The organism is Arcicella sp. GW458-12-2-14-TSB2 (assembly GCF_059423785.1).
Genome location: NZ_JBWKYN010000181.1, coordinates 1 through 12,182, shown reverse-complemented (window position 1 = coordinate 12,182; position 12,182 = coordinate 1). Strand labels below are relative to the sequence as shown.

Genomic DNA, 12,182 nt, shown 5'->3' with positions numbered 1-12,182 from the left:
CATTAACACTTAATACACTGAAAATCAATCAATATTATATACAAAAAATTCATATCACTATTTTGATATTTTATAGACTAGCATTTACAATAATTGTACTATTCCAATAAATATGATTTTTTTAATAGGAACTTTCTTGAAAAAGTGAAAATAATTGTCATTGTATGATTGAGTTATCAAATTCCTTTTATAAGTTTACATCGTCAAACAAATGACACGAATAAAGTTCTAAGAGCTGAGTTGAAAATTAAATTCAATTTCATTTTCATACCAAAAGCATCTTTTATTAAGTGACGTCCAGATAGAAAATACTTTTCGATACTGAAAATAAATCTTAGAAAAATACAAATTATCCTTTTAATAACTTTCATCATTAATAACAATTAAATAATAAAGTCATGAACAAGAACACAGTTAAAGCATTTATCGTAGCAGTTACTATGGTTTGCTTATCAAACGTAAATACATTCGCTTCAAATCTTGATGAATCTGCTAGCCTAGTAAAAAGCAAAATCGCTCAAGTAAATAACTCATTAAGCTTCAACGTTTGGGTAGATAACGTAGCTAGCAAAAAAGTAGTAGTAGTAGTTACTGATGCTGACAAAAACGAAATTCACCGTGAATATGTTGATACTAAAGGTGGTAAATTCGCTAAAACTTTTGATTTCTCTAGCTTAGCTGATGGAAAATATACTATCGAAGTAATTAGCCAAAATGTTAACGTTGTTGAATCAAAAACTTTTGAGATCAAAACAAACCTTATCACAAACCGTGATGTAGTTGTAGCTAGTCGTTAATCTTAAAACATTAACAACTATGGTAATACAACTAAACCTCTGTACAATGAATTTAGGGAAGTATGTCTAGCGATATCTTCCCTATTTTTATGCCTATTGGTCTATGCTATTGTTAGAATGCTTAAACTCATCTTGTTACACTTATAAATCTAAATCAATCTGAGATTGATTCGTAACTCTATGGCTAAGAGCTATACAAGGATGAATGCAGTACGATGCAAAGGACGAATTGCATTCGTCCCTACTCTTCATTTTTTACTAATAATATTTAATAAAAAAACTATCCCTAATAATATCAAGCTACTAATCCCAAATGACCAATCTGTTTTTGATGGGATTTTATGACCGCTACCATGTGCTATTAACCAAAAAAATAAATCTAAGATTAATAATAAGATAACTATTATTTTGGCAACAGAGATAAGTATTTTCATGAATTTAATTTGTTTATATGTCCCCTCAAATTATTGCAATTTTAAGACTTCATAAAGCAATTTTTTACATTTTCAAACTGTGATCCTAATCTTTTAAGATGGCAAAATAACACCTGGAATAAGTCGCAAATACGAACCTACATATAAAAGACTAATAATAATGATAACAACATAGTATAATTTTTGCTGGGTTTTATTGGCAAAATATATTAAAATAAGCACCTGTAATAAATATAAAGGGAAAAAATACCAATAAGAATCCTTGTACATATTACTGGCATAGCCTCCCATCAAAAAGATTAGAAAGAAGTTTAAATATCGAATTACAATAAAACAAACAATGTTTAGTAATACAATGATTAGGGGTTTATTCATGATTGATATTCAGTTACAACAATATGATACTTTATAGAGATGAATGCCGTACGATACAAAGGACGAATGCAATTCGTTCCTACTTGTTTTATTCATAACTAATAGACATATCCTGAGTAAGGGCGAAAATCAGCCACTATTTCAAAACCTGTATTTTAAAACTTTGTTGCTCTTTCCCGCTTTCTAATAGCAATAGATAAAAGCCGTTTGGAACATCTTTTACGGAGATATTATCTTGATTTGATACTTGCTTTATAGTTGAACCATTACCATTAATCAAACTTAATGTGTAGGATTTTGTTGCTACTTGTACATAAATCTTATCATTGGCTGGGTTTGGATATGCCTGTACTGGACGCTCAAAAGTATCAATCCCTAAAATCATTGTCACTTCCAAAGGTGCGGCAGTACTGTAAACTGTATAGCAGTCATTTTTTATCACACAACGATATTGATAAGTATTTTGGGAAAGACTGGCAGATACTATACTCAACACATTACTCTGTTGTCCTCGATATAAGGTATCAGCACTTGAAAGCACATTCCAAGTAACTCCTTTGTCCGTACTGATTTCCCATTGATAGACTGAAGCTCCAGAAACATTGACAACAAATTGTGCTGAATTTCTTTCTATTGTCGTCTGTGCTGTAGGTTGAAGCGTCGTTTGAGGTAATTCACATTGTTTGGCTTGGATACTTACCGTATCAGACAATACGCTATTACATTCGCCATTGACTAAACAGCGATAAACAATATTATTATCACGAAGTTTAGCTTGATTAACGGTCAATTTATTACTCCTATGACCCACATAACTGGAATCAAAGTTGGTGATAGCTCGCCAAGTAGCACCTCTGTCTTTACTGATTTGCCAAACAAAACTGGTGGCATAACTTTCATTAACGGATAGTTCTGTTTGTCTAGTCCCCAATATATCCGTCTTTTCAGTAAGAAGAGATTTAGGTAAAGGATTTTTGCAATCTAACGTTAAAACAGAAAATCTTCCATAGCTCCCAAACCAAATTCTACTATCTTTAGATTCATGCACAGTTCCGTATATTGTTAAATCGAATGCTTCTTCTGGCACAAATGGGTTTTTAAAAGTAGTAAGTGTTTTACGATTATACATTTTAATTTCACGCCCTGTTACACTCCAAAAATTACCTTTATAATCAACCAAAAAATCATCAGAAGAGCCATATAACCCAATTCCAAACTCATTTGGAATTGGTATTTTTTCAAATTTATTTTCAATTAATTGATAAATGTCTTTATTATAATCATTCACATTCTTTCGAGCAATAACATATAATCCAAAATTAGCATCATTGACCAATCTTAAAGCAAAAGAAGGGTAATTCAAATAGTTACTGGCTTTTAAACTTATACCATCATGAATATAAAGCCCATTTGATAGCATTACATTAATACCAGCAATAGGATTTATGGCAATATCTGCTTCTCCATCGAGGTTAAATGTCGTCCATGTTTTTTTATCATAATATGATAAAAAATACTTGACCCCTTCTGGGTAATTATATTTGTATGATAAAGCCCAAATATTATGGTTTTTATCATGCAACATTTTAATAATATAGCCAACATTAAGGGGGTATGTTTTTAAGGTGATTCCGTTTTCTTGGTTTATCTGAATCACAGAGTTAGACGAACCCAACCAAAAATCATCACCTTCCCCAGCACAAAAAGCAAAGCCTTGAGCAGGAATAACAACAGTCTCTCCTTTCTTTTCGTCAAAGCGCATTACTTTTGAACCATCTAAAGCCCAGATTCTATCCTTACCATCAGCAAGAGCTTTCTGAATTGTATAATCACAGAAATTTCTTGCTTGGGGTAAATCCAATAGCGTAAATTTATTGTCTTTCAATAGAGTAATAGAAACATAACTGCTATAACCACTTGCTATTATTAAATTCTTTTTTATATCTTCATAAATAGTATGACTGGCTTTAAAATTAGGGGTAAATAAAGTTAAATCTTGATTAACTAAACGATACACATCATCGTTAGAATCTATTACTAAAATATCCCCATTTCTAGTAGCCAAGAGATTATATACTTTTTTATTGAGGGTAGGAATTAACATCAAGGTTTTTGAAGAGGTATTAAATCTGTAAAGCTCATTGTAAAACGTTGTAAAATAAATATTATCGTTGTGGTCGATAACTGCATGAGAGTAATCGTAACTTTGAGGAAGAGAACTATTGTTATAATCATATTTATTCCATTTGTTACCATCAAAACTCCAAAAGAATGCTCCATCAATTTTCCAAAAATGACCCTTAGAATCCACTAAAAGACTTTTATTATCAAAAGACTTTATTCCTTGCCTTTCCCAATCGTAAGAGGTATAAACGGTGTCTTTACCTACTTGAATAAATTTATTTCCTTTGTCATAGCTAATCCATTCATTACCATCATTTGAATAGAATAAAAGAGGTTCCGTCGTGATGAATGATCTTCCTAAAATATTAGCATCTACCCAAACTGAACCATCAAAAACAAACGTTTTATTATAGGATAAATTATAGTTAACTAAAAGATAACGACTACTACAACTGGCCCAAATGTTGCCATAAATGTCTTCTTTGATTGAAGTAATTAAACTATCTAAACCATCATTTTGATTATAAAAAGCTACAAGCTTGTAGTCTTTATCATAATGCACAATACCACCATTTGCTCCAATCCATAAGGTTGAGTCTTTTGCAGAAAATTGACAATTAATATCACCAAGAGAATTATATGTCTTCCACTGTTGAGCATAAGTAACATGAAGACTTAAAAAGTAGCAACTGATAAAGATAAGTGTACGTAGGACTTTATTCATAATGTATAGCGTTTTAGATATTGTACAAAAGTAATATTTGTATCTCTTTACTCTCTACTTCATTCGAGCTTTTTTACCAAGCTGGTCCAAGTGATTTTTTCCACTCGAAGTGTAAGTATTTGATTTGCCAAAAAAAGATGAAAAACGAATGTAGTGCGATACAAAGGACAAATGTTATTTACTTTACTACAAATAGAAGGCTAAGTATATTGCTAAAAAGTAGCTAATGAGTTCGATTGTTGGATTCATTATAGAGGGTATATTAAGGTGTAACTGTGGTTCTAAATTACACATTTTTTAGCTATTATGAAAGTTTTTGGGTAAGTCTTTTCATGATGGCTTGTAGTATCGACAATAACGTATAATATTAGCGTTAATAAGTTTAAGTATATCTTTTAGGTCAAAAGACAGTATTTATTAATTGAGAAAACCTTAGTGGTTAGAGGAATTATTTTGTCTAATTATTGACAAAATAATTCCTCCCAAAACTGGCAATAATCTTGTTGCCAAGGTCGCTTTTTTTTATCCATTTTGCTTCTGTCGTGCTTTGGTAAAAAATACCACAGCACGACAGAAGCATATACCAGAGCAGTGCAGAAGCAACTACCACAGCACGACAGAAGCAAAGACACTATAATAAAACAATAGAAAACTATTAAAACAGTAAAAACAATAACAACAACAATAATAAAAATAACAACAACAATAATAAAGAAGTTGTTGCTGTTAAAAATCTTTTACTTAGATATTTTTTTTTAGAATATATGCTGAAATAAACGCTAGGCATGGCCCAAAAATTTGGTGGTAATATTTTGTTTTTCAAAAAAAAATCGCTATTTTTATGAAAGTTTTACGCACCTAGTGCCTCTCTTGTTTTTTGTAAAAATCAACGTTAAAAAAATCTGGACAATTAAATAAATCCATCTACACACCTTCAAATAATGAAAAATTATATCGCTACTATCATTTTCCTGTTTTCATCCTTGCTCACTTTATCTGGTGTTGCTGTTGCTCAAAAGCAGTCGGAAGGCGGATTGTATAACAATACGGTTTATGCGTTTCAATCTAAAATTGCGGATAAATCCTATCAGCTCAACATTTCGTTGCTAAGGGATTTTGATAAAAATACTGTAGCAAAATATCCAACTACGTTGTATGGACTGTATGATCACTATGACAAAGATTTAATGCAACGTTTTTATGTATCTGCAAATACTTGCTTTAACTTCCCTATCAAAACTTAACGCTAAGAATATATGTCAGGAATTGACCTTAAAAGAATTGAAGAAAACTATGCGAGCATGTCTGATGAAAAAATTGAGCAAATTGCCTCAAAGGATGCATACGGATTAAGGCCAGAAGTGTACAAAATCATAGAAAAGGAAATAAAAAAAAGAAACCTTAATCCTGATTTATTAAAGGCTGCCAAAGCTCAGAATCAAGAATTTTCACTGGAAGAAATAGAAAGGTATTCAAATATTTTAAGAGACTTACCTTGCCCAATTTGTGGTTCTACAACACAAAAGCTCAATGGAACACTGGCATATAAAGTAAAAAGCATGATAATTTTAACCTACACTACAGCAGAAGCCGTAATTGCTTGTCCTAGTTGTTTAGACAAAACAAATAATAATGCCATTTTTTCAACGCTATTATTAGGTTTGTGGGGTATACCCAACGGCATTTTCAAAACACCTATGGCTATCTATAAAAACTTGAAAGCTAAAAAATATACTGATATGACAGAGGCTAATCCTGCATTGTTAGCATTTACAGCATCGCATATTGGGGAAATAGAAGCCTTCAAAAATGATGCAAAAAAACTAGCACATATTATTCGAGACAAGAATATATAGTTTTCTTCCTCTTCTGTTAATCTGCATTTAGCAGACTGGATATTGATAATAAGGATTTAGAGTAGGTCTTTAGTGATTAGCTTATTCAACTTTTAAAAAGTTGAATAAGCTAACGTGAAAATTGACTAAGCTAATAGTAATCCATTACTTAATCTCAGTAACAAAAGCGTCTTTCGGCGTTCTTACTTTTTTCATATTTACCAACCAGTCGTTCGCTTCGTCGCGATACCCTAATGGTAAAATCACAGTACTTTTAAGGCCTAGTGCTTCTAATCCTAATAATTTATCAAGCTCGGCAGGGATAAAACCTTCCATTGGAGTAGCATCTACTTGCTGTTCTGCGGCTGCCGCTATCGCCAAGCCAAAGGCAATATAAGCTTGTTTTGCTGCGTGTGTAGCGTGCCATTCTTGCCCTAGTGGCTCATACATGCCCCACAGCATTTTTTTGTAATCATCCATTTGCGTAGCAGGTAAACCTCTTTCGGCAATGGTTCTGGCAAACACTTTATCGATTTTCTCTAATGAATAACCGTCCCAAGCAGCAAAAACCAATACGTGCGAAGCATCTGTTATCTGGCTTTGGTTGAAACCTATTTGTTTTATTTTCTCTAAAAGCTCTTTGTTCGAAATTACGAATACCTGATAAGGCTGTAGTCCTGAGGACGAAGGAGCCAATCTTGCAGCTTCAAGGATATAATCTATTTTCTCTTGAGGAACGACATTGCCGTTCATTTTCTTAGTTGCATAACGCCACTCTAAAGCTTTTAATAATTCCATTTGTTGTCTTTTTAAAAATTCAATGTTATAACACTTAATTATGAACACAAACAATAGTAACTTTGTTACCAAAAGTAACAGTGACAAAAAAGTAACTAACTGACAAATGATGGAAATAGCAGAGAGACCCACCATCAAAGACTGTACTAAAACTATCATGGCGATTCATGATGTAATGGATATTCTGAGTGGCAAATGGAAAGTCTCAATCATAGCATGCCTTTGCTTTGAAAAGAAGCGATATACGGATTTACTAAAGGAAATAAACGGCATTTCAGGTAAGATGCTTAGCCGTGAGCTAAAGGAACTAGAAGTAAATCAATTAATTACGCGCACAGTGATAGATTCCCAGCCTATCAGTGTAGTTTATGAAATCACAGAATATGGTGCTACTTTAAAACAGGTAACTAGCGTTATTGCTAATTGGGGACTTGAACACAGAAAGAGGATTATTGGTAATTAGTTTGTGCACAAAATAGGCATTACGGGTGATGTGGGATGTACTCAGTAAATTTTGATTTTGATAAAATCATTTTTTGACCTACATCAATCTTTGGCAGTAAAGATTGTTGCAATTTTGTAGCATCATTAATTATTAAAACAATTTAAACAATGAAACAAAAACATTTTAAGTATATCAATACTCTTTTTGTAGTAATCCCTATGACGTTGATAATGGCATTTGTCGGCCTGATGCGTAACTATGGCTTTGGCGAAGATTGGTTCATGAAATTCCTAAAAGCATGGAGTGTAATGTTACCCGTAGCCTACATTTCTGCATTCATTATCATTCCTAATGCCCGTAAATTGGCTGAAAAAGTAGCTTCAAAACCATAATTTGGGAGCTGAAAAGATTATTAATTTTGAATGTACGAACAACTGATTAGTTACATTAACGATATAATCAACGTTAATGAAGTAGAATTAAACACCATTCTTTCTTATTTCAAGCCTTTGGAAGCCAAGAAAAATGAAACCTTGCTTAGTCAGGGACAAACCAGCCAGCGAACTTTTTTTGTTGGCAAAGGTTGTTTGAGGATATTCTTTATCAATCATGACGGACAAGAAGCCACACGGTATTTTGCCTTTGAAAATCAGTTTGCTACTGCCTTGAATAGTTTCATTGCCAATGTTCCTTCCGAAGAATACATCCAAGCCATAGAACATACTAAGCTGCTTTATATTAACCATAAAGATTTTTATCACTTACTCGATATTATTCCTCAATGGGAAAAGTTTTACAGAAGTTACCTAGAGAAAGCTTATATAAACAACACCAACCGACTGATGTCTTTTATTACCCAAGATGCCACCGAACGCTATAGACAACTACTTGACCAAAACCCTATGGTAGTAAGGCGTTTGCCTAATAAAATGGTGGCTTCTTACCTAAATATCTCTCAAGAAACCCTAAGTAGGCTAAAGGCTAGGGTCTGAATTTCGTGTAATTCCTTTGCAAATGATATTTTTCAACACAAAAAATATCCAACATACCATTCAATAAGTTTCTATAAAAAGTTGAAGTAGGGACGTATTGCATACGTCCCTACTTGATAAACAAATATCATTTTTATCAAATTCGAACGTGACGCTCTTTCAATTTAAAGTCGTAAGAAAACATACTACAAGTCTTATCAATACTTCCAACTAGTCAAATCTGCCCCTTTGGGTGCTGACTGCTCGATACGCTTTAAGATTTTGGGAATATACATGGTATTATACCGTAACCTTGAAATATAGTTGGGCTGATTAGGGTCACCATTCCAGCAATGTTCGGCACGGTCGCCATAGGTTACCTCACCGTCATAGGTAGGATTTTTTACTCCTTTCAGATAGTCTTCCATCAGATAGACGGCATTGTTTAAGTAATAGTTATCCATGTCGCCACAGTAAATATGGATTTTGCCTTGTAACTTGGGGCCAAGTGTTCCCCAATCTCTTTTTAAGATATGGAGTAAATCGAAATGCTCTTTCCAGTATTCCGCTACCTTTTTATCGATGACACCAGTCGTCTTATCAAAAATCCTTTGAGGATAGCCATCACTCCCCACAGGCGAATATACAGCCTCCCAAATATCCCATTGCCCACCCGAACGCGTTTTATCGCCGATGGCTAATTCATGGTAATTCATATCCTCTACTGTACATTTCACTTTCCCTAAATAATCTCGTTTCCCCGGAATAGCGGTTCTTTTCCAAGGGCTTTCATAATAATAAGCATTAGGGTATTTATACAAATCTATCGAAGAGTATGCTTCAAAAGAGATTGGGTCGGGACAAGCCGCAAAACATCCATTGTATTCGTCAGGATAAAATATTTGTGCTGCCAAGGCTTCCCAACCACCCGTAGAGCCTCCATACATAAACCTAGCCCAACCTTGCCCAATCCCTCGAAACTGCTTTTCTATATAAGGTATCAACTCATACGTAATGGCATCGCCATAAGGCCCAATGTTGGCTGAATTTACGGCATAAGAATCATCATAGAATTGATTGGCATGCTGAATTTCAATGATTAACATTCTTGGAAAATCCTTGCTTGTCCATTGCTTATAAAAATTATAGGCCTCCTCTTTTACAATTTTGTTATACCCATAAATATTAAATCTGGCTGAATAATCATCCGTTTTCATATCAGCGGGTGGAGGTGTTTCGCTAAAACCAGAGAAATCAGCAGGGAAATGTCCATGAAAAATGGCTAAAGGATAATGTGCTTGTGGATGGGTATCAAAGCCTTCTGGTATTAAAATGTTTGCCCCTAAGTAAATATCTCTTCCCCAGAATTTACTGAGCAGCTCGCTTTTCATTTTAATATGCTTGATATACTTGGTGTCCTGTGGAGCAGGAATGGGCGGAATCTCTTTCTCTATCTTTAGTTTTATGACCTGATTAAGAGCTTTTTTAAAGGTAATCTTGACAGGGATACTATAAATATTCCCTGGGGCTTCATTAAACTGCTGACCTTCTCCCCTATCCATGGGTAGCTTTACAGTATGACCGTCGGCTCTGTGAAAAGTTTCATATTTGTGTAGCAAAACCTGTGCATAATATACGCCATCGGGAATTTGCTTGATGCTTCTGATAGGGTAACCGAAGGCTTTGCTATCTATCAATTGTACTTGGTTGGGCTTCCAGTTATCTACATTTATCCCAAACATTAATTGACTGTCGGCATCATCACTAATTTGTTTGCGTGGTTCTTTTTTATCATTATCAGCAAGAAACAGCATGAGCCTGCCATCTAAGGGAGTCTTACTGAGATTTTCGCCATAGGTAACCGAAAACTGTTGGGCGTGGCTGATAAAAGAACAGATTAATAAGAAGAGTAAAAAGGGTTTGTTCATAGCAAAATTGTTGAAGATGAAAGGATTATAAGATAATTACCTAAATATATCAAATCCTTTTGAGCTAGCCAAACACCTAATCGTTTATCCATAACGAAGAATGGAAAGTAGGAATAACATCGTTGGGACGTATGGAAAACGTCCGCTCTTGATGGTGATTTGTGGCACACAGCACACAAATGTTGGGTAAATAAATAACTACATTAATATTTTTTCCTATTAGTTGGTGGCTTAAAGATTATCGATTACCCACATCTTTTACAAAGTTGAAACGAAGATGTGATTATTGATAAAATTGGTTGAAATGGGCTTAAATAGCCTTTCAAACCGAGCTTTGGTCGTCTAATGTCACAGCCTGACTACGTAAATCTCTTATACCTATACCTAGCGAGGGACTTAAGTCCCTCGCTAGGTATAGGCATAAGAGATTCACTATCAACTATTTATATGCTTGTAGGTAATCAATAAAAACAAAAAATCACCAGCTAATAGGAAGAATAGAACCCTACTTTCCAAAAAGCCCACCAAGCATTCCACCAATACCATTACCTGCTCCGCCACTATCACTCATGAATTTTCCTGCAATATTCTTTACATCATTCATATCCAAATTTCCATCGGCCAAAGCACCTGTGATATCATTCATGTTAAATGAAGTATCGTTAGGGTCGTTTGTCTTAGTAATCAGGCTATTCATTACCTGTGGTAAAACTTGCGAAACAATACCCGCAGCCGCAGTTTTGTCTAAGCCAAATTTTTGCATCAAGCTACCAATGGCTTGCTGCGCAATATTTGCCACGATAGGGTTAGCCATCAAGCTACCTGCATTCAAGCCCGTTTGTCCACCCAATAGGCTAGTTAACGCACCCATGCCTCCTTCCCCGCTTAGGGCTTGGTTTTTCAAGCCACTTGTCACGGCGGTCATGATAGTTTGCATGGCATCTTGGTTTTTTTCGTTAGGTATAGCAGGATTTTTAACGATAGCTTCCTGAGAATGATCTTTGATAAGACCCATCAATTGTTCTAACATAGGGAATTGTTTTTATCAGTTTTAAAAATTTTGAGTGCAATTATAGACAGATTTTTCTAATTTCAACCATTATTATAGAAGATTTCTAAATACTAAAAGAAACAAAGCGATGCTTGAAACAACCTCAGATAATAACACGGTGAATACGCTGAAAGAACAAATACTGCCTTTAATTGATGATTTACGATACCCAAGTGAGTCGGATGAGGCTATTGAGTATTTTGAGATGGAATATACTACTTCAGAAAGTATTGGTATCCAAGACTTTAAGCTATTTAATGGCATTGAACCCGATAAATCTATCGACAGCATAACGGTTGAGGATTTCTTTGCGCCATTGACTAAAGTGGAAGACTGGTTTGGTGAAGAAGAAAAAAAATACGTGGACGATGCCATAAAACTACAAGCCCTACTGACCGAACACCTAAAAGACATACAGGTATTAAAAATAGGAGAAGTAGAAATTGGGGTATATTTATTCGGAATTTATGAAGAAAATAAATGGGTGGGTGTAAAGACGATTATTATAGAAACGTAGGGTATGCTTAAATTTTAGAAAAATTCATAAATCTAAATTTACATTTTGATGGCGTCAGCATTTTTTCGAAATTCCGCTGTTTGAGCGAAGCGAGTTTCGGAATTTCTTGATTTTCTTTTGCGGTCCGCCGCGCGGTTACTTTTCTTTCATCAAGGTGCTGTGTTAAAAACCTATTCTTAAGAT

General features: G+C 34.3%; 12 protein-coding genes. 7 read left to right on the top strand and 5 right to left on the bottom strand.

Going from position 1 to position 12,182, the window contains the following annotated elements; all coding sequences use genetic code 11:
• Positions 1-398 precede the first annotated feature (398 nt).
• Entirely contained in the window at positions 399-797 is a 399-nt protein-coding gene (locus AC07XN_RS20195) for a hypothetical protein (protein WP_494744347.1), read from the top strand.
• A 248-nt stretch (positions 798-1,045) separates the two neighbouring features.
• Here the strand turns inward: AC07XN_RS20195 and AC07XN_RS20190 are convergent, their stop codons facing one another.
• Together AC07XN_RS20190 and AC07XN_RS20185 are read right to left on the bottom strand one after the other, a co-directional pair.
• Positions 1,046-1,231, bottom strand: coding sequence for a hypothetical protein (locus AC07XN_RS20190; RefSeq protein WP_494744346.1), 186 nt, complete (start codon positions 1,229-1,231; stop codon positions 1,046-1,048).
• 511 nt (positions 1,232-1,742) lie between these two features.
• The gene (locus AC07XN_RS20185) at positions 1,743-4,454 is read right to left on the bottom strand and encodes a T9SS type A sorting domain-containing protein (protein ID WP_494744345.1); all 2,712 of its coding nucleotides are present in this window, start codon (positions 4,452-4,454) and stop codon (positions 1,743-1,745) included.
• Positions 4,455-5,395: 941 nt separating this feature from the next.
• Here AC07XN_RS20185 and AC07XN_RS20180 point away from each other — a divergent pair.
• Together AC07XN_RS20180 and AC07XN_RS20175 are read left to right on the top strand one after the other, a co-directional pair.
• Positions 5,396-5,698: a hypothetical protein gene (locus tag AC07XN_RS20180; protein WP_494744344.1), complete on the top strand. Its 303-nt coding sequence runs from the start codon at positions 5,396-5,398 to the stop codon at positions 5,696-5,698.
• A gap of 12 nt (positions 5,699-5,710) precedes the next feature.
• Positions 5,711-6,310, top strand: coding sequence for a hypothetical protein (locus AC07XN_RS20175; RefSeq protein ID WP_494744343.1), 600 nt, complete (start codon positions 5,711-5,713; stop codon positions 6,308-6,310).
• Positions 6,311-6,454: 144 nt separating this feature from the next.
• On the opposite strand, the gene AC07XN_RS20170 is transcribed toward AC07XN_RS20175, so the two are convergent.
• A complete protein-coding gene (locus AC07XN_RS20170; RefSeq protein WP_309922677.1) occupies positions 6,455-7,087 on the bottom strand; it encodes a nitroreductase family protein in 633 nt (210 codons plus the stop codon).
• A 106-nt stretch (positions 7,088-7,193) separates the two neighbouring features.
• Between AC07XN_RS20170 and AC07XN_RS20165 the strand changes: the two genes are divergently transcribed.
• From AC07XN_RS20165 to AC07XN_RS20155, 3 genes are all read left to right on the top strand, one after another.
• Positions 7,194-7,550, top strand: a complete 357-nt coding sequence (locus AC07XN_RS20165; RefSeq protein ID WP_309922679.1) for a winged helix-turn-helix transcriptional regulator — start codon at positions 7,194-7,196, stop codon at positions 7,548-7,550.
• A gap of 149 nt (positions 7,551-7,699) precedes the next feature.
• Entirely contained in the window at positions 7,700-7,924 is a 225-nt protein-coding gene (locus AC07XN_RS20160) for a DUF2798 domain-containing protein (protein WP_309922681.1), read from the top strand.
• 30 nt (positions 7,925-7,954) lie between these two features.
• Positions 7,955-8,524 (top strand): Crp/Fnr family transcriptional regulator, encoded by a 570-nt coding sequence (locus AC07XN_RS20155; RefSeq protein ID WP_494744342.1) that lies wholly within the window; start codon positions 7,955-7,957, stop codon positions 8,522-8,524.
• A 197-nt stretch (positions 8,525-8,721) separates the two neighbouring features.
• Here the strand turns inward: AC07XN_RS20155 and AC07XN_RS20150 are convergent, their stop codons facing one another.
• Together AC07XN_RS20150 and AC07XN_RS20145 are read right to left on the bottom strand one after the other, a co-directional pair.
• Positions 8,722-10,431 (bottom strand): alpha/beta hydrolase-fold protein, encoded by a 1,710-nt coding sequence (locus tag AC07XN_RS20150; RefSeq protein WP_494744341.1) that lies wholly within the window; start codon positions 10,429-10,431, stop codon positions 8,722-8,724.
• Between the two features lie 505 nt (positions 10,432-10,936).
• Complete coding sequence (locus AC07XN_RS20145; protein ID WP_494744340.1) at positions 10,937-11,461, bottom strand: DUF937 domain-containing protein; 525 nt, start codon at positions 11,459-11,461, stop codon at positions 10,937-10,939.
• A gap of 109 nt (positions 11,462-11,570) precedes the next feature.
• Between AC07XN_RS20145 and AC07XN_RS20140 the strand changes: the two genes are divergently transcribed.
• Positions 11,571-11,999 (top strand): nuclease A inhibitor family protein, encoded by a 429-nt coding sequence (locus AC07XN_RS20140; protein WP_309922692.1) that lies wholly within the window; start codon positions 11,571-11,573, stop codon positions 11,997-11,999.
• Positions 12,000-12,182 lie beyond the last annotated feature (183 nt).

What these genes read in the sequence shown, in the direction of transcription:
- AC07XN_RS20195 (WP_494744347.1), top strand. Translation starts at nt 399, where the DNA reads ATGAACAAGAACACAGTTAAAGCATTTATCGTAGCAGTTACTATGGTT.
- AC07XN_RS20155 (WP_494744342.1), top strand. Translation starts at nt 7,955, where the DNA reads ATGTACGAACAACTGATTAGTTACATTAACGATATAATCAACGTTAAT.
- AC07XN_RS20150 (WP_494744341.1), bottom strand. Translation starts at nt 10,431, where the DNA reads ATGAACAAACCCTTTTTACTCTTCTTATTAATCTGTTCTTTTATCAGC.
- AC07XN_RS20180 (WP_494744344.1), top strand. Translation starts at nt 5,396, where the DNA reads ATGAAAAATTATATCGCTACTATCATTTTCCTGTTTTCATCCTTGCTC.
- AC07XN_RS20165 (WP_309922679.1), top strand. Translation starts at nt 7,194, where the DNA reads ATGATGGAAATAGCAGAGAGACCCACCATCAAAGACTGTACTAAAACT.
- AC07XN_RS20175 (WP_494744343.1), top strand. Translation starts at nt 5,711, where the DNA reads ATGTCAGGAATTGACCTTAAAAGAATTGAAGAAAACTATGCGAGCATG.
- AC07XN_RS20185 (WP_494744345.1), bottom strand. Translation starts at nt 4,454, where the DNA reads ATGAATAAAGTCCTACGTACACTTATCTTTATCAGTTGCTACTTTTTA.
- AC07XN_RS20170 (WP_309922677.1), bottom strand. Translation starts at nt 7,087, where the DNA reads ATGGAATTATTAAAAGCTTTAGAGTGGCGTTATGCAACTAAGAAAATG.
- AC07XN_RS20140 (WP_309922692.1), top strand. Translation starts at nt 11,571, where the DNA reads ATGCTTGAAACAACCTCAGATAATAACACGGTGAATACGCTGAAAGAA.
- AC07XN_RS20160 (WP_309922681.1), top strand. Translation starts at nt 7,700, where the DNA reads ATGAAACAAAAACATTTTAAGTATATCAATACTCTTTTTGTAGTAATC.
- AC07XN_RS20145 (WP_494744340.1), bottom strand. Translation starts at nt 11,461, where the DNA reads ATGTTAGAACAATTGATGGGTCTTATCAAAGATCATTCTCAGGAAGCT.
- AC07XN_RS20190 (WP_494744346.1), bottom strand. Translation starts at nt 1,231, where the DNA reads ATGAAAATACTTATCTCTGTTGCCAAAATAATAGTTATCTTATTATTA.